The sequence below is a fragment of the Sporomusa rhizae genome (assembly GCF_041428845.1).
GTDB classification, from domain to species: domain Bacteria; phylum Bacillota; class Negativicutes; order Sporomusales; family Sporomusaceae; genus Sporomusa; species Sporomusa rhizae.
Genome location: NZ_CP156925.1, coordinates 2,468,150 through 2,491,673, shown reverse-complemented (window position 1 = coordinate 2,491,673; position 23,524 = coordinate 2,468,150). Strand labels below are relative to the sequence as shown.

Here is a 23,524-nt window from a genome sequence, read left to right as displayed (position 1 = left end):
AAGATGAGTTACTGCATAAAAGGAAGTTTAAAACTTGGTTTCCTACCACTTTTTTGCATTTCCTGGATGCGTTTCATCATCTTTTTAGCTTCACCAAATTGCTTCAGCAGTCTGTTTACATCCTGAACCCGGGTACCACTGCCAATAGCGATACGTTTCCGCCTGCTGCCGTTAATAATGGACGGATCACGACGCTCTTTAGCTGTCATGGACCGGATAATTGCAATGATATGCTTAACTTCTTTATCATCAAAATCCAAACCTTGCAATTGTTTGAGCTTGCCCATGCCCGGCAGCATTCCTAAAATTTGATCAAGCGGCCCTAATTTGCGTACTTGTTCAATTTGCTCCAGGAAATCATCAAGAGTAAATTCTTCTTTACGAAGCTTTTTCTGCATTTCCTGTGCTTTTTCTAAATTTATAGCAGACTCAGCCTTTTCGATAAGGCTAAGTACATCGCCCATTCCCAAAATCCGGGAAGCCATTCGGTCTGGGTGAAATGGCTCCAATGCATCAAGTTTTTCGCCCATACCGGCAAACTTGATTGGCTGACCGGTTACAGCTTTGATGGAAAGCGCGGCACCACCGCGTGCATCGCCATCAAGTTTGGTTAGAATAATACCGTCAATACCAAGGTCGTTGTTAAATGATTCTGCAACATTAACTGCATCCTGACCTGTCATGGAATCGACTACTAGCAGGATCTCATGGGGTTTGACCGTTTGCTTAATGGATTTGAGCTCATTCATAAGCTCTTCATTAATATGCAGACGACCGGCGGTATCGATGATTACAATATCACGGGCCATCATTAACGCCTGGTCAACAGCCTTTTTCGCAATAGTAACCGGGTTTTCCTGGCCCATAGTAAATACCGGTATCTCAAGGTTTTCCCCAAGCACTTCTAACTGTTTTATAGCAGCCGGCCGGTAAATATCTGCAGCTACCATAAGCGGCCGTTTACCTTGCCGCTTTAGAAGATGTGCCAGTTTACCTGCAGTAGTAGTTTTACCTGCACCTTGGAGACCAACTAGCATAATGACTGTCGGCGGCCGGGAAGCTATTGCAATACGGCTTTGTGTTCCACCCATCAAAGCAGTAAGTTCTTCATTTACAATTTTGATTACATGCTGGGCCGGTGTTAAGCTTTCCAGTACTTCTTGCCCTACTGCCCGCTCTTTAATTTTAGCGATTAAATCTTTTACTACTTTAAAGTTAACATCTGCCTCCAAAAGAGCCATACGTACCTCTTTAAGAGCGTCAGCAACATCATCTTCTGAGAGCTTGCCTCTGCCACGCAGTTTCTTAAAAGTCTGCTGGAGTTTATCGGCCAAACTTTCAAAAACCATATATAGGTTACACCTCCCGGGTGTCTTCTAACAAAGAATTTATCTTAACTAATGCCTCATTGATCGCGGATAACTTGCGTATATCTGATGGCAGCTGTTCCAAGTCTGTTACGACTTCTGCCAACAGTTTGCGCTCATCGCTATAACGGACAGCCAAACCAAGCTTCTGCTCGTATTCCTCCAAAGTTTGTTCAGCCCGCCTTAGGATATCATGTACTGCTTGACGTGATACGCCAAACTCTTCAGCAATTTCGGCAAGTGATAGATCTTGTAGATAATGCATATTGAGACAATCACGTTGTTTTTCGGTTAAAAGAGCATTATAAAAGTCGTACAACTGCCCTATTCTTAACACTTTATTTAGCATACTATCCATAAAGCTCACCTGTTTCATGTGGCAAGTAAAATTACTTTACACCACAGATTATATCTAAAATCGGAAGGCATGTCAAGCAAAATTACTTGTCAGTAAATAAGGCATCAGCAAATTCTCCTGCATCAAACGGTCGAAGATCATTAACGCCTTCACCGACACCTACCCATTTAACCGGCAAGCCAAGTTCATTTTTAATAGCTATTACTACACCGCCTTTAGCTGTACCGTCTAATTTTGTTAGCACTACGCCGGAAAGTTTAACAACATCGCCGAAAATTTTTGCCTGATTAATTGCATTCTGGCCTGTTGTCGCATCAAGGACTAACAAAGTTTCATGCGGCGCATCAGGTATTTCTTTACCTATTACTCTATTGATCTTTTTGAGCTCTTCCATCAAATTCGATTTTGTGTGCAGCCTCCCGGCAGTATCAATAATGACTATATCAGCTTTCCGGGCTTTAGCGGCTTGTACAGCATCGAAAGCGACGGCAGCAGGATCAGAGCCTTCCGCATGCTTGATTACTTCGGTGCCAGTCCGCTGCCCCCAGATTTCAAGCTGGTCAATAGCGGCTGCCCGAAAGGTATCAGCGGCGGCAACAAGTACTTTTTTCTTATTTTCACTATAATAATTTGCCAGTTTACCAATTGTCGTTGTTTTGCCAACTCCATTAACACCAACTACTAGAACGACAATGGGTGGCTCGTGTGGAACCAAGGCAACTTGGTCTTGGTCTATCAGCATTCCACTGATTTTATCCCTTAAAAACGGTTTTAGATCCTCTGGTGTATTAATTAATTTTTCCTTAATCCCCTTGCGAATTTCCGCCATTAACTTAACAGTAGTCGCCACACCGACATCGGCGGACAACAATACCGCTTCTAAATCTTCGAGAAATTCATCATCAATCGAAGCGTAGCCAACTACTAGCTGCTCAATCTTTTCTGTAAAGCTCTTTCTGGTCTTTTCCAACCCAGCTTTCAGTTTATCAAAAAAACCCATTATGTTTCCTCCAAACCAAGTTTAAATATTTTTTATCCGCTGACTAACTCGCTCTAAAACTCCCATCTCTTTAGGCAGGAGTAAGAGCGACTAAGTCCCTGGATAATTCCGACGAAGCTTCAGATGGGGTAAAATCCCCACCGGAAGCAAGTCTCCATTTATCCCGCTTTGTCCATAAACTTTACCGAAACTAGTCGGGATATTCCTGAATCCTCCATTGTAACACCATGTAATACGCTAGCCGCTTCCATAGTCCCTTTACGATGAGTCACAACAATAAATTGAGTATTTTGTGCATAATCTCGTAAAAACTCGCTAAACCGCTGTACATTGGCTTCATCTAATGCAGCATCAATTTCATCAACCACACAGAATGGCGCCGGCCGGTAGGTCAGAATAGCAAATAGCAGCGCTATTACCGTAAATGACCGCTCACCACCGGATAAGAGGGCAAGATTTTGTAGCTTCTTTCCAGGTGGCTGCACAATAATATCTATTCCTGTTTCCAGAATGTTATTAGGTTCAATAAGTACAAGTTCTGCCCGTCCGCCGCCAAACAATCGAACAAACACATCCCCAAAATATTCATTAATAGCTTTGAAAGCAGTATTAAATTGGCGCGACATTGTAATGTCTATATCTCTTATGACCGACTTTAAATAATCTCTAGCCTGTGTTAAATCCCCGATTTGCTCCTGTAAAAAACTGTATCTTTCTTGCACCCGGTTATACTCATCAACAGCTGCTGGATTAATAGGACCAAGTGCTGCTATCTGTCGTTCAAGTTCGGCTACGCTTTTTAATATCTGGTCAATACTGCCGGATTGCTTCAATTCGCGTGCCTCATCAATATTCATTGCCAATTGTCCGGTGATTTGTTCACTGCAGTTTGCGGCCTCATAACTATACTTAGTAATGAGTAATTCTATTTCGTGAAGCTTAGACTGTGTCTCGGCACTCTGTCTGCGTAAGTCTTTCATTTCCTTTTCCAGCTTTTGCATAGTAGCCAGCAATTCCAGCTTAGCCGCGTAATGTGCTTGACGCATTTCTGTTAATTGTGCCTTATTCTCTTGCAAGCTTTTTCTGCGTTCAGATAATAAGACAAGCTCGCCTTGCGCTTGTTCGTTTTCACATTCGATTTGCCTTTTCTCACTTTGTAAACGAGTAATTTGATTATTTAGTGAAGTTTTAAGCTGTTCTACTTGTTCGCAGGCTGAATGACTGGCGGCTATTTCCTGACTAATAACGCTTATTTTAATTTTGGTATCAGTTACTTCATCGCTTAGCAGCTGTTGTTCTTCTTTCGTCGTTTTTAGCTCGTTCTGCCAATCAGCTACCTTTGATTTATGACTACTCTCCCTGTTTTCTAACGAAATAATAACCGTTTTACTTTGTTCAATTTTTTGTTGACAAGCTAAAAAATCATTACGGCATTCCGCTATTTCGTTGCTTATTGTTTTAATCGCCAAATCACACCGCTCTACATCCGCGCTTGCTTTATCTAAATGAATTGCTATTTCAGCCTGACGCAGCTCTGTTCCTTGGTAATCGGCTTCAAGACAAGCAAACTGAGAATTAATGTTATCAATATCAGTACCAATTGTATTTCTATGCTGGTCCAAATCAGCTAGCTGGTCTTTTAAATTAACTAAGTATTGTTTAAGGGTATCAATTTCATTATTTCGAGCAATAAAACTGGCTTCTTTTCGTCCCATACTACCACCGGTCAAAGATCCGCCCGGGTTAATAAGCTCACCGTCAAGAGTGACTATTTTGACTGAGAAGCCGCTATTTCGCGCAATACTAAGCGCATCATCAATTGTTCGTGCAATAATGACCCTTCCAAGTAAATAATTAACTACAGGTCTGTATCGCTCAGCAACCTCAATAACATCCGTGGCAAAACCCAATGCGCCATTGCTGCTTGCAGACAGTACTTCTATTTCTCTTGGCTTAACTATTCTTATTGTGTTTAAGGGTAAAAATGTTGCCCGGCCTAAATTCTGGTTTTTCAAAAAAGCAATTGCTTGCTTTGCTGTCTGATCTGTATCAGTAACAAGGTGTTGTTGGGCCCCACCAAGGGCCACTTCAATAGCGTGCACATACTTATCCGGGACAGTTAATAACTGCGCTACTGCCCCACAAATGCCACCACGCCAGCTACTCTGTGCTTTAAGTATCCCCTTTATGGCACGGCCAAAACCTTCCAGCTCATGCTGCATACTGGTTAAAACATTGAGACGGGAAGAAGTTTCATTTAGCTTATTAAACAGCTGTTGTTTTTGCTCCAATAACTTTGCCATTTTTAGTTCAAGGCTTGTCCTCGCTTGCCGGGCATCATTAAGACGTGTTTCTAAATCACTACGTTGGCCTATAATGTTATCATATTCTTCTTTAAGTTGTTTTATTTTAACATTAAACTCATCTTTTTGATTCAAATACTCATCATATTCTTTAGCGAGGTTGCTTTCCTTGGTGGTTAAAGTCGATAAATCACGTTCAAGCATGCGAAAGCTGTTACGTTCATTTACTAGCTGCTGCAGATGATCAAATGTTTGTTCCTTACCTAGTTCTACCTGCTGCTCAACTTCTTGGATACGGCTAAGCATTCGTTCATTTTTACTGTTTTTTTCCGTTAACAATGTATTTATAGCAGCAAATTCCTGCTGTTTTTCGGATAGAGAATTTTGTAGTCCGATAAGCTTTTTTACCGCAGATTGCTGTTCATCTACAATTCGGGTAAATTCGCCTTCAATTCGAGCTTTAGCCTTGTGGCTTTGTTCAATTCGTTCAGTCAATACTCCATTCCGACTGTCTATATGTTCTATTTCGTTGGTCACTTCTTGAATCTTTTGGTCATTTTCAGTAATTTGCTCGTCTGCTTGTGCTATTTGTAAAGTTAATAAATCCTTTTCATTATCTGCTGAAGCCAAGCGAGTATTAACTGCAATATTTCTGTCAGTTAGCTGGATTTGTTCCAAATGAGCACTTTCAACCATTTTTTCTGCTTTTTCCAAGCGTTCTAATAATATAGTTGCTTGGCAAGCTTTTAACTCTATAGTCAAATGATTACACTGAGTGGTTCTGGCCGCACTCTCCTTTAGTGGTTCAAGTTGACCTTGAAGCTCAGCCGTAATATCTTGAACCCTGGTTAAATTTTGTTCCGTATCCTCCATCTTGCGCAAAGCGTCTCGCTTACGATGTTTATACCTAGTGATTCCGGCGGCTTCTTCAAATAAAAGGCGACGTTCTTCAGGCTTACTGCTTAATATTTCGTCTACTTTATTTTGGCCAATGACTGTCATAGAATCACGGCCTAAACCGGTATCCGCCAGCATGTCGTGAATATCTTTCAGGCGGCAAGCAGTTTTGTTGATAAAGTATTCACTTTCACCAGACCGAAATACACGCCGGGTTATAGTGACTTCATTATAATCAAGAGGCAGTTTTCCGTCGCTATTATCAAAAATCAAGGAAACTTCTGCCACTCCTAAAGCTCTGCGATTAGCGCTGCCGGCAAATATGACATCTTCCATTTTTGCGCCCCGCAAAGTTCTGAGACTTTGTTCGCCAAGGGCCCAGCGAATAGCATCCGATATATTACTCTTGCCGCTGCCATTTGGGCCAACAATGGCAGTAACGCCTTGGCCGAATTCTAACTCAGTTTTTTCGGCAAATGATTTAAACCCATACGCCTCAAGTCTGCGTAACAGCACAGCAACCACCCTTACTCTATATTTCAAGTCACTCAAAATTTTACCATGCGGTGTACAGTAATACAAGGATGTATATTTGTACTTTACTCTAGTTATTCCAGCAAAATATAAAAAAGCCTGTAGCATAACATGCAACAGGCTCTTTCACTTTAAAAAACTTAAGTCCATTAACGGGGCTCAACAATAAACCTTATAGCCGTACGTTCTTCTCCATCAATAGCAATTTCCGCAAAAGCTGGTATGGTAACCAGATCAATGCCATTGGGAGCGACAAAACCACGTGATATCGCAATAGCCTTGATTGCTTGATTAACCGCCCCTGCGCCTACTGCCTGCACTTCTGCGGTGCCTTTTTCCCGCAAAACTGCCGCCAGAGCGCCTGCTACGGATTTGGGATTTGATTGTGCAGATACTTTCAGCACTTCCATTTTTCGCTCTCCTCCTTTGAATTCAGGGCCTATGCTAAATGGTATTCTGCTTATTTCCTAAAAATTCCTTCTTTTACATGATTTTTAAATACAATTTATCATATTTTTGTTAAAACCATAACTTAGCCCCTGATAATCAAGTAAGAGAGTACCTTTTTTTACTGCAATATTTTCGCACAGCTTAATGGTTTTTAAATTATACCGTTGCTCTAACCGGGTAATACAACGGTTATGTTGTCCCCGCACCTTTGAACTATCTTGAGGATGAAGGTGAATAATTAAATCTGACTCCGTAGTTGTAACGTTTTGTTCAATAAAGCCGGCCAGCATTAAATAAAAAATATGCGAATCTACTAATTCACCAAAAGCGGGATGATAAGGCCCCGCAAGAACAGTTACTCTATTATCAAGTTCTTCTGATGCCTGCAAACCTGTACGAACAACCTGAATACTCTGACGCTCAAAAAGCAGCTTACTATACGCGGAGCGGACGACAGCCTGTTCTAAAGTCAAAGGTCGATAAATCCCTTTAGAGTACATCTCGGCAAGAACTGTGTCGGCAATAACGATCGCCGGATATATGCGAGTAAAATCCGGGCTTAAACGAATAGCGTGGCGAACAGTTTTAATTAAACTTGGCCAATCTTCTCCCGGCAAACCAGGCATAAGCTGCAGTCCACAGGTTATATCCGCATTTTTTAGTAACTTAACAGCATCCACTACCGCCTGACTGTTGTGCCCACGGGCCGCTCCAGCGAGTACATTATCATCAAGTGATTGAACACCAAGCTCGACAATAGATACTCCTTGTCTACGTAAATTAGCCACAATTTGCTCATTTATGCAATCCGGTCTTGTGGACAAGCGTATAGCATGAATTTGACCATGTTTTAGGGCTTGACTGGCTGGTTCCAAGAGTTCATTCTGAATAGCTTCAGGTAGTGCTGTAAAACTTCCACCATAAAAAGCGACTTCAATCCTACGGTCTTGATTAATGGTAACTAGCCTCTCTTTAATAATTGCTGCAACTTGTTTACCAGTAACCGGAGTTTGTCTGCCAGTTATTTTTCTTTGATTACAAAAAATGCATTGATGTAAACAACCTAGGTGGGGGATAAATATTGGAATAATATAATATTTCATGCTTCTCCTATACAGAAAGGACGGCCATTAGGCCGCCCTAAACTATTTATTGAGTTATTTCGCCAAGTTTGATTAATGCTTGCTTAGCGGACTGCTGCTCAGCTTCCTTCTTACTTTTACCCCATCCGGAACCCATACGTTGATTGCTGAGCAATACGGCTACTTCAAAAGATTTATCATGGTCAGGACCACGTTCATTAATAACTTCGTAAGCAATCTTACTGTCATTATTTTTTTGCACTATTTCCTGTAACCAAGTTTTATAATCTTTTAAGTAGTCGCCACGTTCAACTAAAATCACTTCGGATTTTAGCTGATTTAAAACATACTTAGCAGCGCTCTTAAAGCCTGAATCAAGATAAACAGCGCCAATTATGGCTTCAAATGCATCGGCCAAAATTGATATCCGTTCTCGCCCACCTGACAATGCTTCCCCTTTGCCTAATAAAAGATATTCACCAATTCCTAATTCTAACGCTCGTTTTGCCAGAGTTTGTTCACATACAACCTGTGCTCTTGCTTTAGTAAGTTCGCCTTCAGGTAAATGAGGACATTGACTAAAGAGATAAGAACTGATGATAAGATCCAAAACAGCATCTCCCAAAAATTCCAAACGTTCATTATGTCTAACATTGATACCTTTGGTTTCATTGGCATAGGAAGTATGGATTAAGGCTTGATGCAACAGTTTATAGTCGCTGAAGGTAACTCCCAGAGTGCGGCACAATTCGGCTAATGCCTGCAAACGAGTAGTATCCAGCGTCCCTTTAGCTTCTTTCATAAACAGCACTTACGCCTGGTATTTTTTCACCAAGATGGTTGCATTATGGCCGCCGAAGCCAAATGAATTGGAAAGCGCTACGTTTACGACTTGCTCTTGAGCTTTATTAGGCACATAATCCAAATCAAGTTCAGGATCTTGGTTTTCAAGGTTAATCGTCGGTGGAATAACTCCGTTAATAATTGTAAGCACAGTTGCAATTACTTCAACACCACCGGCTGCACCTAAAAGATGGCCTGTCATGGATTTAGTGGAGCTAACTTTAAGTTTTTTGGCGTGCTCGCCAAACAGCGTCTTAATCGCCATAGTTTCATTCTTGTCGTTAAGCGGGGTCGAAGTTCCATGAGCATTTATATAATCGATTCCACTAGGCTCTATACCAGCATCTTTTAATGCCATTTCCATACATTTAGCAGCTTGTGCACCTTCAGGAGCCGGTGCAGTGATATGATAAGCGTCAGCATTGGTGCCATAACCAACAACTTCGGCGTAAATCTTAGCACCCCGGGCTAAAGCATGTTCTAAAGTTTCCAAAACCACTATGCCAGCGCCTTCGCCCATAACAAAACCTTCGCGGTCTTTATCAAAAGGACGAGATGCTTTTTGCGGTTCGTCATTACGTGTAGACATAGCCTTCATAGCACAAAATCCCGCTACTGCAGTTGGTGAAATAGCTGCCTCAGTACCACCGGCAACCATAACATCAGCATCGCCACGCTGAATAACTTTGAAAGCGTCGCCAATAGCATTTGTACCTGTAGCACATGCAGTGACCACACAACTGCATGGACCTTGCAATCCAAAGGTGATGGAAGTTTGTCCAGCAGGCATATTGGCTATCATCATGGGAACAAAGAAAGGACTAATTCGTCCTGGTCCTTTGTCAAACAGAGTCTTAAATTGATCGTGCAGTGTATCCATGCCACCGATACCGGTACCAATCAAAGTACCCATGCGGCTGAGGTCTTCTTTTTCGAAGTCAATACCCGCATCTTCAAATGCCATTTTAGCAGCAGCTACGGCGAATTGAGTGCACCGATCCATGCGTTTTGCTTCTTTTTTGTCAATGTATTGAGCCGGCTCGAAACCCTTAACTTCGCCAGCAATTTGAGTAGAATAATCGGTAGGATCAAATCGGGTAATACGATCAATACCCGATTTTCCTGCGATCAAGGATTGCCAAAAATTCTCTGTACCAATTCCAACAGGTGTGATTGCTCCTAAACCTGTAATTACGACTCTCTTTTTCAAAAAAAGTCACCTCACTAATTTATTTCCTCAACTTCTTTAAGAAGCCGTGCAAAAATTTCTTTAACAGGTAATATTTCATCTATTTTATGAATATACTCGCCGGTAAACACTAGTCCGGTATCAACATCCCCTTGTTGAGCCCTAATTAACGCATTAATTATACAAAAATTCTTTTCACAATGCTTCAAACAGGCTCCACATTTATCGGGAACAGCGGCAGTACATTCAAGAATTTTCTCAGCAAACGGATTTTTTATAGCACGTCCCGGTAGTCCAACTGGGCTTTTAATTAGCACTACATCCTCATGTTTAGCTTTTAAATAAAACTCTTTTAACGCTGGCGCAGCATTGGACTCTACGCTAGCAGCAAATCTAGTTCCCATTTGAACACCATCGGCACCAAGCTTCATTACTTCAACAATATCCCGGCCTGATATTATCCCACCGGCTCCAATAACAGGAATACTCACACTTTTTTTGATATCAGGTAATATATCTCTCAAAGATTGATCAGTACCTAAGTGACCACCAGCTTCTTTTCCCTCAACAATGACAGCAGCAGCCCCTAGTTTTTCCGAAATTTTTGCTCCTTTAGCTGTTGATACAATTGGCACGATTGGAGTACCAGACTTTTTACCCATTGGGAATACATCTCGCGAAAATCCAGCTCCTGCCACCACTATATCGATTCCTTCATCTATAGCAGTTTCCACATAGCGTGCAAATTCTCTTGCCGCCACCATAATGTTTATACCGATTATTCCTTTAGTTAAGCTGCGTGCAAGACGTATTTCATGACGCAACTCCTCAAAAGCCATGCCAGATGCTGCTATAAGTCCAATACCGCCGGCCTCAGCTACTGCCGCCGCTAGCCGTGCAGTAGAAAGTCTTATAGCCATACCACCTTGGATAATAGGAATCTTAGCAACATGTTGACCGATTTTAAGCTCCGGAAGTTTCAAGTAACAACTCCTCCAATCACTTACCATACCCATAAACTAACATATACCGCATTACCTTTAAGAAAGCCCCGCGAAAAAACTTCCACGGGACTTTCTTCGCTTTTTATAAGGTAATGTCAATTACAACGCCAGTAAAACTCTTAGTTACGCTTGCTTTTCCTTGTCTATGTACTCCACAGCGTCTTTTACTGTTTTGATTTTTTCAGCTATTTCATCCGGAATTTCGATACTGAATTCCTCTTCAAAGGCCATAATCAGTTCAACAATATCCAGTGAGTCAGCGCCAAGATCGTCAATGAAAGTAGAATTCATTGCTACATCAGCTTCATCAACGCCGAGCTGTTCAACCACAATCTCTTTAACCTTGTCAAAAGTTGTCATGATGGTGTTCACCTCCTTCCAAGGCATCTTAGAATATATTTCTGAAACCATATATTACATTACCATACCGCCGTCAATATTTAAAGTCTGTCCGGTAATATAATTCGCAGAATCTGTTGCTAAAAATACTGCTGCTGCAGCAACATCTTCAGGTGTTCCCAAGCGATTAAGCGGTATTTTTGCCGCTAGATCTTCTTTAACCTGGTCAGATAAGCCGTGGGTCATGTCGGTTGCAATAAAACCCGGAGCAATCGCATTAACAGTAATCCCTCGCGATGCAAGTTCTTTTGCCATCGATTTGGTGAACCCTATAACACCGGCTTTGGCAGCAGCATAGTTTGCTTGTCCGGCATTTCCCATAATACCGACAACTGATGTCATATTAATGATTTTGCCGCTACGTTGTTTCATCATACTTTTTGATACGGCCTTGGTGCAATAGAATAAACCCTTTAGATTGGTATTCATTACTGCATCCCAATCTTCTTCTTTCATTCGCATCAAAAGGTTATCACGCGTTATACCGGCATTGTTTATCAAAATATCAATTTTTCCATAGGCTTCTATAGTCTGCCGAACTAAACTGTCTACTGCTTCCTGATTGGCAACATCAGCTTGAACAGTAATTGCCTGCCCGCCATTATCTGTGATGAGTTTGCGAACTTCCTCAGCAGCAGCAGTGTTACCGGCATAATTGACTACAACCTTTGCCCCGGCTTTTGCTAGCGCGATCGCTATCGCCCGGCCAATTCCTCTTGAAGCCCCGGTAACTATTGCCACTTGTCCGTCTAAATGCATTTTAGCGAACCTCCTTGAAATAATCAAGGACTTTTTCTAAAGATTCTATGTCCTCAATATTCAATGGCACAATTTCTTTATTGATTTTTTTGTTGAATCCTGTAAGTACTTTTCCTGGTCCGACTTCAAGCATAGTAGTAGCTCCAAAGCTTACTATTTGTGCCACACAGTCTTCCCAAAGCACCGGATTAGCCGCTTGTTTGACGAGAGATTCTTTAATTAATGAACCCTGTGTTACGATTTCTCCGTTAACGTTAGCCACAACTGGGATATTAGCATCACTAATATTTATTTTGTCAAGTTCGACTCCCAGGCGAGCTGCGGCAGGCTGCATTAAAGTGCTATGAAAAGGAGCGCTAACCGGTAAGGAAACCGCACGTTTTGCCCCTGCTGCCTTCATTAATTCGTTGGCTTTATCTACCGCCTCAGTTTTTCCGGCGATAACAATTTGGCCGGGACAATTGAAATTTACTGCCTGTACTGCACCGATTTCAACTTCAACCTGTTGGCAAATTTCTACAACTTTGCCTCGTTCAAGACCCAAAATAGCAGCCATACTGCCTTCACCAAGCGGCACAGCTTCCTGCATGAATTGCCCACGCTTTCTTACCAGCTGTACAGCATCTTTGAAGGATACAGCTCCTGCAGCAACCAGTGCCGAATATTCTCCCAAACTATGGCCACCCACAATATCGGGAGTTATACCATGCTGCTTCAGCACTTCATAGTAAGCCACGCTTACAGTTAAAATTGCCGGTTGTGTATTATAGGTTTTCTTCAATTCTTCTTCTGGACCGTTAAAGCACATATCGGTAATTGAAAAGCCTAGAGCTTCATCGGCTGAATTAAATATAGACCGGACTATTTCAAACTTGTCATATAAGTCCTTACCCATACCTACGGTCTGAGAGCCCTGTCCTGGAAAAACGAACGCAAGTTTTCCCATTTTCTTCCCTCCTTATATATTTCCATATTATTTCAAATTATTTACATACGTTTCGTAAGTTCAGTAATAACTTCAGGTATATTTTTGACAATTTCCTGCATAATCTCCGCTACCGGCCGGATAGCACCAATCATTCCAGCCACTTGCCCAACCATAACTGAGCCGTACTCTATATCACCGTCACGTACCGCGGCTTTGAGTTTACCTGCTCCTAACTGATCGAGCTCTTCAACAGTAGCCCCGCGCTTTTCCATCTCAGTAAAATCACGGGTCAGTCTATTGGCGATAGTCCTGACCGGATGCCCTGTGGATGCACCCGTAACAATAGTAGAACGTTCTTTGGCTTTGACAATGGCTTCCTTGTATTTCGGATGTGCCGTACATTCACTCGAAGCCGCAAACAAAGTACCTATTTGAACTCCCTGCGCACCTAAAGCCAATGCAGCTACCACTCCACGAGCATCACCGATGCCACCTGCAGCAATAACAGGAATTGAAACAGCGTCAACCACTTGGGGTACTAAAGCCATAGTTGTTACTTCCCCCACATGGCCACCGCTTTCCATTCCTTCAGCAATTATGGCATCAACACCTACACGTTCCAATCGTTTTGCAAGAGCAACTGATGCAACAACAGGAATCACTTTAGCCCCAATTTCTCTTAGTGCTGGAATATATTCTCCCGGATTTCCTGCCCCAGTAGTAACAACAGGTACTCGTTCATCAATAACTACCTGCATGACCTCTTTGACAAAAGGCGACATGAGCATTATATTGACGCCAAACGGCTTATCTGTCAACTTTTTTGCTTTTCTTATTTCAGCTTTTAGTGCGTCTGGCGGCATGTGCCCGGCACCAATCAGACCTAAGCCACCAGCGTTGGAAACTGCTGCGGCTAGCTCAGCGGTAGCTACCCAGGCCATACCTCCTTGTAATATTGGATATTTAATATTTAAAAGCTGGCAGATTTTGCTATTTAGCAATATTATCGGCCTCCTTGCCCCATTTTATAACAACAGATGCCCAGGTTAATCCTGCACCAAAACCAACAAGTACAATATTATCGCCTCGTTTCACTTTGCCCCCGTGTACAGCTTCTTCAAGAGCAATTGGAATAGAGGCTGCTGATGTATTACCATATTTATCAACATTTACCATAACTTTATCCATAGGCAGTTTAAGGCGTTTAGCAGCTGATTGGATTATTCGTATATTCGCCTGATGCGGAATCAAGCAATCGACATCACTAGCACTTAGTCCAGCATTCTCCAACGCCTTCATAGCAGCTTCTCCCATAACTTTAACAGCAAATTTAAATACTTCGTTACCATTCATATGGACAAAATGCATTCTTTGGGAAACAGTTTCCTCGGTTGTCGGTTTGCGCGAACCACCAGCAGGTAGTTTTAACAAATCCCCGCCAGATCCATCCGCACCTAATTGAGCTCCCAAAATGCCATAACCTGTCTCAGTTTCAGCCAGCACTGCGGCACCGGCCCCATCACCAAACAAAACACAGGTGTTTCGGTCTGTCCAATCAAGTATTTTAGAAAGAGTCTCAGCACCAATAACTAACACCTTTTTATACAACCCAGCTTTGATAAACTGGGTGCCAGTAACCAATCCGTAAACAAATCCAGAACATCCTGCCACTAAGTCAAAAGCAGCTGCATTAGTAGCTTTAATATTTGCTTGCACTAAACAAGCTGTTGAAGGGAAAAACATATCCGGTGTCGCTGTAGCCACAATAATAAGGTCAATCTCTGCAGGAGCAACACCTGCATCTTCAAGTGCCTTTTGCGCAGCGCGGCTGGCTAAATCAGAGGTTGCCAAATCAGAAGTAACTATCCTGCGCTCTTTAATACCGGTACGTGAAACAATCCATTCATCGGAAGTTTCCACTATGCTTTCCAAATCTTTATTAGTCACTATTTTTTCAGGTACATAGGTACCCATACCAATAATGCCTACATATCTATCATTCTTCATTATTCAAAACCCCCTCGTTGGCAATGGTCTCGCGAATATGGGCAACTACCTCTTGTTCGGTAAACTCTTTAGCTACTCTAATAGCGTTTTTTATCGCTTTCGCCCGCGAACTACCATGACAAATTATAAAACCGCCGTTTACTCCTAAAAGTGGAGCACCGCCATACTCGGCATAATCTAGTTTTTTCTTCAAACTTTTTAACGCCGGTAATACAAACATGGAAGCCATTTTAGTCCAAAAGCCGCTGGCTTTAATGGAGTCTTTAACTAATTGCAAGATAGCACTCGCTAAACCCTCACCTAATTTTAACACAATGTTACCAACAAATCCGTCACATACCACAACGTCCACTGTTCCTTTCGGTATATCACGGCCCTCAACATTACCAATAAAATTCACAGTATTAAGCTGCTTTAACAAAGGATAAGTAGAGAAAACCTGTTCATTCCCTTTACTTTCCTCTTCACCAATATTTAAAAGACCTACTCTAGGCCTTGGAATATTTAGAACATATTCTGCATAAATAGAACCCATTATAGCATTCTGTACTAAATGTTTTGGCTTACTGTCAACATTTGCACCCGAATCCAAAAGTACTGTTGTACCCGTTAGATTGGGCATTGGTGTTGCTATTGCTGGTCGTTCAATCCCATTTATCCGACCTAAACCAAATAGTGCCGCCGCCACGGCAGCGCCCGTGCTACCGGCACATATCGCAACATCACAAATCCCCTGTTTTACAAGCCCTGTCGCAACAACCACCGATGCATCTTTCTTTTTCCGTACAGCAGCACCAGGTGATTCATGCATATCAATAACTTCACTGGCATGATGAACAGTTATATTCAATTCTTTCCAATTGCCCTGACGATCAAGAGCCTGAGTAATTTTCACTTGGTCGCCGACTAAAACAATTTCAACACCTTCATTTATGTACTCTCGGGCGGCCTGTATTGCACCTAAAACAATCTCGTCGGGCGCATAGTCTCCGCCCATAGCATCAACGGCAACCTTCATGCAATATCTCCCTTCACAACACCGGAAAAATGTATAGAGCCCTTGTTATTTATGGCTTTCAGGTTCTAGCGATACCATAATAAATTTAGCACGAAATACTTCTTGAGTATCATTCCTAGTTTTAACCCAAATAAAATATTTATTGCCTCTTTTTTTTACGTTCTCGGCCTTGGCAACGAGCTTATCACCTTCACGCACGGCAACCTTATATTTAATGTTAGCAACCCCTGTTACAGCCATGGGAGCGTCAATAATAGCTAAAGCTAACGAGTTTGCCTGAGCAAAAATATAATGTCCACGGGCTACCTTAGTTTTCTCAAAAACCATATCGGCAGTTACCGTCATTAGAGATATACCGGTTTTGCCTAACTCCAAATCAATTAACTCGCCAACAACATCCGCACTGGCAATAGTTTTTAGCTTATTTTGAGCTTCTTCAGCCATCTGCTTAGTTCGTTCCCGAAGCTCAGGTATCCCCAGTTCCAATCGGTCAAGACGAATTGTCTGTACACTAACACCCAAGTAGGCTGCCAGTTCTTCATCGGTAAGAAAAGGTGTAGTTAACAACTTCTCTTTTAATTGTTCCTGGCGTATTTTTTTTTGAACTCGCGCCATAACATCACCTAGTTTTATCAGTAAGTTATATTACCAATTATTAATATCTATAATTATAGCTAGTCAATATCAATTTTGCAAGAAAAAAAGTGAGCAAGATAAAATTAATTGCCTTTTATCTTGCTCACTGATTATTTTTTTATTCTGCTTGAACCACAACTTTACCATTATAATGACCACATTCAGGACACACACGGTGAGGCATCTTCTTTTCGTGACATTGGGGGCATTCTACTAAACCAGGAATAGTAAGTTTCCAATTAGCACGACGCTTATCACGGCGCGCTTTGGACATTTTACGCTTAGGTACTGCCATCTGTTTCCACCTCCTTAACAAAATTAGCCGACCTGCGCAACTTCAGTCCTTGGGCAGAAGTTTTTGTAAAACAGCAAGCCTCGGATCGGTTTTAAGCAAGTTGCAGTTGCAGGTGCTTATGTTCATGTTGGCACCACACTCGGGACACAGTCCGCGGCACTCCTCGCCGCAAACCGGCTTAAGCGGTTTCGCCAACAATATATTCTCACGAACTAGGTCGGTGATTTCAATATCATCACCATCGAAATAAGTAACTTCTGACTCAGATACTTCACTGAGTTCTTTAAAATCAACTTCCCGATATTCTTCACAGAAAGGTATGTTAAGTACGATAACAACAGGTTCTAGACATCTACTGCAAAGATCATTCATTGTAGCTTTAATTGTCCCTGCTACTTCATAAATGGTTCCCTTGTTTTTTACAAAACCTTCAGCTGAGACATCGCCTGTCCAAATTTCTTCCTGTTTTTCAAGACCAAGTTCTGCAACTGGAATCTGAAAAGAAAAAGTTTGGGTACTCCCAATCTCTTTTTTTAACTGGGCTATATTAATTTTCATCATTTTCCACCAGCCTTCATCTATTATATCGACACCCATAAAGTTTGTCAAGAAATTAGAAAAGCAGGGAGCGAAGTGTCCCTGCCTATCATATGAAGGTTATGTGGACGTTATGCAAGGTTGCCGCAGATTGATTTAGTATCGCGGGCGATAACAAGCTCTTCATTAGTTGGAATAACAAAAATTTTAACTTTAGCACCATCAACGCTGATTTCTTGGGCCTTACCACGAACATTGTTTTTAACAGGGTCAATTCTGGTTCCAAGGAATTCAAGACCGTTACAAATTTTGTCCCGCATGGAAACCGAATTTTCTCCAAGACCAGCAGTAAATACAATCGCATCAACGCCACCCATTGCGGCGGCATATGAGCCAATAAATTTACGTACTCTGTAAGCAAACATCTCAAGAGCCAGTTCGGAACGCTCATTGCCCGAATTAGCTGCATCTTCAATATCACGGAAGTCGCTGGAGACACCAGAAACACCTAAAACACCAGATTTTTTATTCAAGTAGTTATCTACTTGTTCGGCTGTCATATTTTCTTTTTTCATCAGGAAAGGAATAATAGCAGGGTCAACACCACCCGAACGAGTTCCCATTACAAGACCTTCAAGCGGAGTAAATCCCATGCTGGTATCAATGCACTTGCCATGTTTAATAGCAGCTAAGCTGGCACCATTACCCAAGTGGCAAGTAATTACTCTGAGATTAGTCAGATGTTCGTCCATAAGCTCGGCAGCTTGCTGTGATACATATTTATGGGATGTTCCGTGGAAACCGTAACGTCTAACACCATATTTTTCATATGCTTCATAAGGAAGCGCATAAAGGAAAGCATGTTTGGGCATTGTTTGATGGAAAGCAGTGTCAAAAACACCTACTTGTGGAACATTCGGCATAATCTCGGAACAAGCATTTATACCCATAATGTTAGGCGGGTTATGAAGCGGAGCCATTTCGATGCATTCTTCAAGAGCTTTCATAACAGCAGGAGTAATCAATACAGAATCGGCAAACTTTTCACCACCGTGCACAACGCGATGTCCAACGGCTGAAATCTCTTGCATGCTGGAAATTACACCATGCTGAGCATCAGTTAATGCCTCAATAACAAGCTTAATACCAATGCTATGATTGCTGATATCAGCATTAATAACTACCTTGTCTTTGCCTGCGGGCTGGTGAGTTAGTACCGAACCGTCCAAACCAATGCGCTCAACCAAACCTTTAGCCAAAACAGATTCGTCGTTCATATTAACAAGCTGATACTTAATTGAAGAACTCCCACAGTTAACAACTAAAACTTTCACAACAAAATCCTCCTCATTCATTGGGTATGTATCACGTGGTCAAACCACTAATCCAAAGCCCAAAACTTATTATCAACAATTTTTATCTTTTCGACACGAGCCTTAGTTTCCCTTCATTTGGCGAAATTATTTAATAAAAATTTTCACAAGCGCTAATTTTAGTATACAATAGTTTATAGGGTGATATGTATGATACACGCAGTAGGTATGATCGTTGAATATAATCCCTTCCATAACGGTCATTTATGGCATTTAAACGAAGCTAAAAAAAAATCCGGCGCAGCATTCTCCATAGGTGTTATGAGCGGTAACTTTCTACAGCGCGGCGAACCGGCAATGTTAGATAAATGGTCTAGAGCAGCTATTGCTGTTAAGGCCGGCGTTGATTTAATAATCGAATTACCTGTTGTATTTGCTGTACGCAGCGCTCAATATTTTGCCACTGGTGGCGTTCAATTACTTAACCGGTTGGGTATTGTCAGCCACCTTTGTTTTGGCGCGGAAACACCCGAGATAAAAAAGCTTTCCGTTGTTGCCAATGCGTTAAACCAAGAAAATACTATAAATGCAATGCTTGAAAAAATGAAAACCGGCCAAACATACGCCGCTAGCATAGCAGCCGCCCTCTCGGCTAATTGCGAGATAGACGCACAGCTCCTTCAATCCCCAAATAACCTGTTGGCAATTGAGTATATAAGGGCTATTGGTGCCTATGCCCCACAGCTTATCCCTTTATCAATAAAGCGTCAAACTGCAGATTATCATGATGTTGCAATTACTTCTTCAATTGCCAGTGCCACCGCTGTAAGGACGGCAATTATAGAAAACGGTACAATAGTTCCAAATAGTGCAGCCTGGCAAACAGTTCCGCTAAATTGCGCTCAGCAAATTAATGAATTAATTCACGCCGGCAAAGGACCCGTAACTTTAGATTCATTTAATAATATCATCTTAGCCAAGATGAGAACAATGGATCTGAATCAGTTGGCTCTTTTACCGGATGTTACAGAAGGCCTTCATAATAAAATTAGCAGTGCCGCACTAAAGGCGACTACCGCTCATGAACTACTCTTTAATGTAAAAAGCAAACGTTATACGATGACTCGTCTTCAACGAATTATTATCCATGCCCTGTTAGGAACAACCAAGCAAAAACTTACAGAATTTGATCGCCTGGGACCTTTATATGCACGAGTACTTGCCTTTAATGATAATGGACGTATGTTACTAAAAGAAATCCACAAAAAAGCTGCAATACCTGTAATAACCAAAACTTCTCATCATCTTACCAGCAAGCAACATCATACTAACCAATTAACCCCTTTACAAAATATGCTGGCTTATGATGTTACCGCAACCGATATTTTTACATTAGGGTTTCCTAATTGTGCATGGAGATCCGGTGGCCTGGACTATCGATTTTCGCCCCTTTACCTGCCTAACTAAACAAAAGTTTCTTAATTTCCGGAATAGCCGCCTCGGCAGCCACTTCACCAGCTAAAGCGCATTTATCCATTGCATCAAAAGAGCTGGGTGAAAAATTGCCAACATCAGGTTGTATCATAATATCACAGTGATGTTGGCGATGCTTACATAATTCCCTTTCCATAATATCGATAGACTGGATAATTACATCAAACATATTGCTGATATTGCATACAGTACCGGCATGAGCTAAATCTACCGCAATTACAATATCCGCTCCCATACCCCGTGCAGTATCAATTGGCGTGGGATTAACGACTGCACCGTCGACAAACAACACATTGTCAATAGCGAACGGAATAAAAACACCAGGTACTGAAATACTGGCTCTTACCGCTTTTGCAATATCGCCTTCAGTAAAAACAATTTCCCTGCCGCTATTTAGCTCTGTCGCAACAACAGCTAAAGGAATCTCAAGATCGGAAAATTGTTTTTGTTTTGTTAAGAGCCGGATTGTGGCCAATGCCCTTTCACCGGAGACCATTCCCATCTGAGGAATAACAAAATCTAACCAGTGCCTTTTTTTTAAACTCTTAGCTAATTTTAGCATGGTTTCAGGATCTAAACCAGCTGCGTATAAAGCCCCTATCAAACTGCCAATACTGCATCCGGCAATGTAATCTATCGGTATATTATTTTTTTCCAACACCTTTAAAGCCCCAATATGGGCAATACCCCGAAGCCCGCCTGATCCAAGCGCTAAACCTATTTTAGGACGCATTATAATCTCCCCCAGTATAACTATTGAGTAGTATTTGCACCGCATTTTAGTTATATTACCTCTGCCCTGTCAATATATATATTATCAAACCGCACGGCTTGGAGGAGGAGATTAATATATGCGGATTTGGGGCAGTGGCAGACGATATCGTTCACGGTTACTAGCATATTTTATGGCTTTTTGCACTGTATTTATAACCATAGCCATGGTAACTTATCCCAAAGATGCCTTTGATTCGGCTATTATGGGTTTAAATTTATGGTGGAATGTAGTATTCCCCGCACTACTGCCTTTTTTTATTTTATCAGAAATACTCATGGGGCTTGGGGTCGTCCACTTTATTGGTGTTCTGCTTGAACCCCTGATGAGACCAATATTCAATGTGCCCGGTGTAGGGGCGTTTGCTATGTCTATGGGGCTGGCTTCCGGCTATCCGATGGATGCCGTAATAACGTGCAAATTTCGCAAAAATCAGCTCTGTACCGCCGTCGAAGCTGAAAGACTGCTGTCTTTCACAAATACAGCTGATCCATTGTTCATGTTTGGCGCAGTGGCCGTAGGTATGTTTGGGATGCCGGAGCTAGGTGCTACAATTGCTTTGGCTCATTATATATCGAGTTTTTTAGTTGGCGTAGCATTTAGATTCCATGGACGTAGCAGAGATAGCTATACCCAGGAAAATAGAACAGTAAAAGGAAACATTATAATCAGGGCGTTTCGCGCTCTATATAATGCGCGCCAAGAAGACAAACGCTCAACAGGACAATTACTTGGCGATTCTGTCAAATCTTCGATGAACACCATATTGCTAATTGGTGGCTTTATTATTGTGTTCTCGGTATTTATTCGCATTATGACTGTTGTTGGTATCACCGAAGTATTAACAGATATGTTTGCCGCAATGTTAAGCTTAATCGGCTACAGTACAAACTTGGCCCCATCATTAGTAAGCGGTTTATTAGAAATTGATTTAGGCACATTGGCCGCCAGCCAGGCTGACGCGCCATTAGTTCAAAAAGTCGCCATCGCTAGCGCTATTATTGCTTGGAGCGGACTTTCTGTTCATGGGCAAGTAGCCAGTATTGTTATCGAATCAGGTATTCGTATGACTCCTTATATGATAGGCAGACTACTGCATGCCATAATTGCAGCTATACTGACAATTTTACTGCTTGGGCAAGGTCAAGTGATTACTAAACTGTTAGTAATTCCAGCATCTATGAGTTTAGCCCAAAGCAATAGTTTAAGTCTATGGTTAAACAGAATTGAGCAAACTACTTATCAGATTGGCGTGCTACTTAGCATTATGATTGTACTATCAATTGCGTTCCATCTATTTAAAGGAGTATACGGCTATATAAAAAGATAAGGAGCTTTGCTCCTTTTCATTTTTATCCTACATTATTCTTATTTTGCTGTAAATCACGGTGGCCTTGTTTAACCACTTCAAGGGTTTTTTCAAGATGAGCCGTAACATGCTTAAATACTTCATCAGCATAAGACACAGCATCAGTTTGCAAGTCTGCTGCCGTTTTTCTTGCCTGTGCAACAAATTCATTAGCTTGTTCCTGCGCTTGCTTATTTATAGCATTTTCATCGGTAAGTCTAATTACATAAGCCTTTGCCTGTTCTACAATGTTTTGCGCTTCCCTTTGTGCATCATCCAGAATGCGTTGACGATCCGTAATAATTCTTTTAGCCTCATCGATTTCTTTAGGCATTTGTTCGCGCAGCTCGTCTAAAAATCTAGCCAAATCATCTTCTTCGACTACCCTTTTATTAGTAAAAGGCACGCGAGCGGCATCAACCAACATGTTTTCCATATCATCCAATAATTTCTCAATACTCATAAAGGTTCCCCCTCCCCACTTTGTACACGAATCTAACTTTTTTCTCGAATTCTCTTTACAATTTTCTCTTCTAGACATTCAGGGACTAATCCGGTTATCGGTCCACCAAATTTAGCTAACTCTTTAATACCACTAGAACTAATAAATGAGTATTCATTGCTAGTCATCATAAAAATAGTTTCTATTTCCGGATCAATTTTTTTAATAAGCAGTGCTCGCTGAAACTCGTATTCGAAATCAGTCAATGCCCGCAAGCCTCTAATTATAAAGTTGCTATTTTGGCGCCGAACGTAATCGTTCAAAAGACCTGAAAAACTATCAACTTTGACATTAGGTAAATCCTTAGTTGCTAAAGTTAGCATTTCTACCCGTTCTTCCATAGTAAACAATGGCTTCTTATTGGGATTATGAAAAACAGCTACGATTACTAAGTCAAACATTTTGCTAGCCCGTAAAAAGATATCTAAATGACCGTTAGTTACCGGATCAAAACTTCCAGGACAAACTCCTATCCGCATGTTAAATGCC

Annotated in this window: 24 protein-coding genes; 2 read left to right on the top strand and 22 right to left on the bottom strand. The window is 41.6% G+C overall.

Annotated elements, in window-relative coordinates:
- Positions 1-8 precede the first annotated feature (8 nt).
- The 19 genes from ffh to SRRS_RS11410 form a co-directional block, all read right to left on the bottom strand.
- Positions 9-1,349, bottom strand: a complete 1,341-nt coding sequence (gene ffh / locus SRRS_RS11500; protein ID WP_371368912.1) for a signal recognition particle protein — start codon at positions 1,347-1,349, stop codon at positions 9-11.
- A gap of 7 nt (positions 1,350-1,356) precedes the next feature.
- Positions 1,357-1,725 (bottom strand): YlxM family DNA-binding protein, encoded by a 369-nt coding sequence (ylxM, locus tag SRRS_RS11495; protein WP_371368911.1) that lies wholly within the window; start codon positions 1,723-1,725, stop codon positions 1,357-1,359.
- An 82-nt stretch (positions 1,726-1,807) separates the two neighbouring features.
- Positions 1,808-2,725: a signal recognition particle-docking protein FtsY gene (gene ftsY / locus SRRS_RS11490; RefSeq protein WP_371368909.1), complete on the bottom strand. Its 918-nt coding sequence runs from the start codon at positions 2,723-2,725 to the stop codon at positions 1,808-1,810.
- A gap of 158 nt (positions 2,726-2,883) precedes the next feature.
- Positions 2,884-6,441 carry a chromosome segregation protein SMC gene (gene smc, locus SRRS_RS11485; protein ID WP_371368908.1) on the bottom strand — a complete coding sequence of 1,186 codons (3,558 nt, stop codon included), beginning with the start codon at positions 6,439-6,441 and terminating at the stop codon, positions 2,884-2,886.
- Between the two features lie 167 nt (positions 6,442-6,608).
- Positions 6,609-6,869 (bottom strand): stage V sporulation protein S, encoded by a 261-nt coding sequence (locus SRRS_RS11480; RefSeq protein WP_371368906.1) that lies wholly within the window; start codon positions 6,867-6,869, stop codon positions 6,609-6,611.
- 84 nt (positions 6,870-6,953) lie between these two features.
- Positions 6,954-8,012, bottom strand: coding sequence for an elongator complex protein 3 (locus tag SRRS_RS11475; protein ID WP_371368905.1), 1,059 nt, complete (start codon positions 8,010-8,012; stop codon positions 6,954-6,956).
- A gap of 46 nt (positions 8,013-8,058) precedes the next feature.
- Entirely contained in the window at positions 8,059-8,793 is a 735-nt protein-coding gene (gene rnc, locus SRRS_RS11470) for a ribonuclease III (protein ID WP_371368903.1), read from the bottom strand.
- A 9-nt stretch (positions 8,794-8,802) separates the two neighbouring features.
- A complete protein-coding gene (fabF, locus tag SRRS_RS11465) occupies positions 8,803-10,044 on the bottom strand; it encodes a beta-ketoacyl-ACP synthase II (protein WP_371368902.1) in 1,242 nt (413 codons plus the stop codon).
- A gap of 14 nt (positions 10,045-10,058) precedes the next feature.
- A complete protein-coding gene (locus tag SRRS_RS11460) occupies positions 10,059-11,006 on the bottom strand; it encodes an NAD(P)H-dependent flavin oxidoreductase (protein ID WP_371368900.1) in 948 nt (315 codons plus the stop codon).
- Positions 11,007-11,150: 144 nt separating this feature from the next.
- Positions 11,151-11,387, bottom strand: coding sequence for an acyl carrier protein (locus SRRS_RS11455; protein ID WP_084575468.1), 237 nt, complete (start codon positions 11,385-11,387; stop codon positions 11,151-11,153).
- A 54-nt stretch (positions 11,388-11,441) separates the two neighbouring features.
- On the bottom strand, positions 11,442-12,185 hold the full coding sequence (fabG, locus tag SRRS_RS11450) for a 3-oxoacyl-[acyl-carrier-protein] reductase (protein ID WP_371368898.1): 744 nt from the start codon (positions 12,183-12,185) through the stop codon (positions 11,442-11,444).
- 1 nt (position 12,186) lies between these two features.
- Positions 12,187-13,131 (bottom strand): ACP S-malonyltransferase, encoded by a 945-nt coding sequence (fabD, locus tag SRRS_RS11445; protein ID WP_371368896.1) that lies wholly within the window; start codon positions 13,129-13,131, stop codon positions 12,187-12,189.
- Positions 13,132-13,172: 41 nt separating this feature from the next.
- Complete coding sequence (fabK, locus tag SRRS_RS11440) at positions 13,173-14,054, bottom strand: enoyl-[acyl-carrier-protein] reductase FabK (RefSeq protein ID WP_371369800.1); 882 nt, start codon at positions 14,052-14,054, stop codon at positions 13,173-13,175.
- Positions 14,055-14,103: 49 nt separating this feature from the next.
- Positions 14,104-15,120: a beta-ketoacyl-ACP synthase III gene (locus SRRS_RS11435; RefSeq protein ID WP_371368894.1), complete on the bottom strand. Its 1,017-nt coding sequence runs from the start codon at positions 15,118-15,120 to the stop codon at positions 14,104-14,106.
- On the bottom strand, positions 15,110-16,138 hold the full coding sequence (gene plsX, locus SRRS_RS11430; protein ID WP_371368893.1) for a phosphate acyltransferase PlsX: 1,029 nt from the start codon (positions 16,136-16,138) through the stop codon (positions 15,110-15,112). Before plsX ends, SRRS_RS11435 begins: the two co-directional genes overlap by 11 nt.
- Before the next feature lie 45 nt (positions 16,139-16,183).
- A complete protein-coding gene (gene fapR, locus SRRS_RS11425; protein ID WP_371368891.1) occupies positions 16,184-16,753 on the bottom strand; it encodes a transcription factor FapR in 570 nt (189 codons plus the stop codon).
- A gap of 139 nt (positions 16,754-16,892) precedes the next feature.
- Complete coding sequence (gene rpmF / locus SRRS_RS11420) at positions 16,893-17,069, bottom strand: 50S ribosomal protein L32 (RefSeq protein ID WP_021167506.1); 177 nt, start codon at positions 17,067-17,069, stop codon at positions 16,893-16,895.
- Between the two features lie 42 nt (positions 17,070-17,111).
- Positions 17,112-17,630: a DUF177 domain-containing protein gene (locus tag SRRS_RS11415; protein WP_371368889.1), complete on the bottom strand. Its 519-nt coding sequence runs from the start codon at positions 17,628-17,630 to the stop codon at positions 17,112-17,114.
- A 107-nt stretch (positions 17,631-17,737) separates the two neighbouring features.
- A complete protein-coding gene (locus SRRS_RS11410; RefSeq protein ID WP_371368887.1) occupies positions 17,738-18,940 on the bottom strand; it encodes an acetate/propionate family kinase in 1,203 nt (400 codons plus the stop codon).
- Between the two features lie 189 nt (positions 18,941-19,129).
- Between SRRS_RS11410 and SRRS_RS11405 the strand changes: the two genes are divergently transcribed.
- Positions 19,130-20,386, top strand: coding sequence for a nucleotidyltransferase (locus SRRS_RS11405; RefSeq protein WP_371368886.1), 1,257 nt, complete (start codon positions 19,130-19,132; stop codon positions 20,384-20,386).
- Here the strand turns inward: SRRS_RS11405 and SRRS_RS11400 are convergent.
- Positions 20,379-21,146 (bottom strand): patatin-like phospholipase family protein, encoded by a 768-nt coding sequence (locus tag SRRS_RS11400; protein WP_371368884.1) that lies wholly within the window; start codon positions 21,144-21,146, stop codon positions 20,379-20,381. The genes SRRS_RS11405 and SRRS_RS11400 overlap by 8 nt on opposite strands.
- 118 nt (positions 21,147-21,264) lie before the next feature.
- Between SRRS_RS11400 and ylbJ the strand changes: the two genes are divergently transcribed.
- Positions 21,265-22,515 (top strand): sporulation integral membrane protein YlbJ, encoded by a 1,251-nt coding sequence (gene ylbJ, locus SRRS_RS11395; protein ID WP_371368882.1) that lies wholly within the window; start codon positions 21,265-21,267, stop codon positions 22,513-22,515.
- Positions 22,516-22,537: 22 nt separating this feature from the next.
- Here ylbJ and SRRS_RS11390 read toward each other — a convergent pair whose 3' ends face one another.
- On the bottom strand, positions 22,538-22,996 hold the full coding sequence (locus tag SRRS_RS11390) for an ATPase (RefSeq protein ID WP_371368880.1): 459 nt from the start codon (positions 22,994-22,996) through the stop codon (positions 22,538-22,540).
- Positions 22,997-23,028: 32 nt separating this feature from the next.
- On the bottom strand, positions 23,029-23,514 hold the full coding sequence (gene coaD, locus SRRS_RS11385; RefSeq protein WP_371368878.1) for a pantetheine-phosphate adenylyltransferase: 486 nt from the start codon (positions 23,512-23,514) through the stop codon (positions 23,029-23,031).
- Between the last annotated feature and the right edge of the window lie 10 nt (positions 23,515-23,524).

What these genes read in the sequence shown, in the direction of transcription:
- ffh (WP_371368912.1), bottom strand. Translation starts at nt 1,349, where the DNA reads ATGGTTTTTGAAAGTTTGGCCGATAAACTCCAGCAGACTTTTAAGAAA.
- ylxM (WP_371368911.1), bottom strand. Translation starts at nt 1,725, where the DNA reads ATGGATAGTATGCTAAATAAAGTGTTAAGAATAGGGCAGTTGTACGAC.
- ftsY (WP_371368909.1), bottom strand. Translation starts at nt 2,725, where the DNA reads ATGGGTTTTTTTGATAAACTGAAAGCTGGGTTGGAAAAGACCAGAAAG.
- SRRS_RS11480 (WP_371368906.1), bottom strand. Translation starts at nt 6,869, where the DNA reads ATGGAAGTGCTGAAAGTATCTGCACAATCAAATCCCAAATCCGTAGCA.
- SRRS_RS11475 (WP_371368905.1), bottom strand. Translation starts at nt 8,012, where the DNA reads ATGAAATATTATATTATTCCAATATTTATCCCCCACCTAGGTTGTTTA.
- rnc (WP_371368903.1), bottom strand. Translation starts at nt 8,793, where the DNA reads ATGAAAGAAGCTAAAGGGACGCTGGATACTACTCGTTTGCAGGCATTA.
- SRRS_RS11455 (WP_084575468.1), bottom strand. Translation starts at nt 11,387, where the DNA reads ATGACAACTTTTGACAAGGTTAAAGAGATTGTGGTTGAACAGCTCGGC.
- fabG (WP_371368898.1), bottom strand. Translation starts at nt 12,185, where the DNA reads ATGCATTTAGACGGACAAGTGGCAATAGTTACCGGGGCTTCAAGAGGA.
- fabD (WP_371368896.1), bottom strand. Translation starts at nt 13,131, where the DNA reads ATGGGAAAACTTGCGTTCGTTTTTCCAGGACAGGGCTCTCAGACCGTA.
- fabK (WP_371369800.1), bottom strand. Translation starts at nt 14,054, where the DNA reads ATGGCCTGGGTAGCTACCGCTGAGCTAGCCGCAGCAGTTTCCAACGCT.
- SRRS_RS11435 (WP_371368894.1), bottom strand. Translation starts at nt 15,120, where the DNA reads ATGAAGAATGATAGATATGTAGGCATTATTGGTATGGGTACCTATGTA.
- plsX (WP_371368893.1), bottom strand. Translation starts at nt 16,138, where the DNA reads ATGAAGGTTGCCGTTGATGCTATGGGCGGAGACTATGCGCCCGACGAG.
- fapR (WP_371368891.1), bottom strand. Translation starts at nt 16,753, where the DNA reads ATGGCGCGAGTTCAAAAAAAAATACGCCAGGAACAATTAAAAGAGAAG.
- rpmF (WP_021167506.1), bottom strand. Translation starts at nt 17,069, where the DNA reads ATGGCAGTACCTAAGCGTAAAATGTCCAAAGCGCGCCGTGATAAGCGT.
- SRRS_RS11415 (WP_371368889.1), bottom strand. Translation starts at nt 17,630, where the DNA reads ATGATGAAAATTAATATAGCCCAGTTAAAAAAAGAGATTGGGAGTACC.
- SRRS_RS11405 (WP_371368886.1), top strand. Translation starts at nt 19,130, where the DNA reads ATGATACACGCAGTAGGTATGATCGTTGAATATAATCCCTTCCATAAC.
- SRRS_RS11400 (WP_371368884.1), bottom strand. Translation starts at nt 21,146, where the DNA reads ATGCGTCCTAAAATAGGTTTAGCGCTTGGATCAGGCGGGCTTCGGGGT.
- ylbJ (WP_371368882.1), top strand. Translation starts at nt 21,265, where the DNA reads ATGCGGATTTGGGGCAGTGGCAGACGATATCGTTCACGGTTACTAGCA.
- SRRS_RS11390 (WP_371368880.1), bottom strand. Translation starts at nt 22,996, where the DNA reads ATGAGTATTGAGAAATTATTGGATGATATGGAAAACATGTTGGTTGAT.
- coaD (WP_371368878.1), bottom strand. Translation starts at nt 23,514, where the DNA reads ATGCGGATAGGAGTTTGTCCTGGAAGTTTTGATCCGGTAACTAACGGT.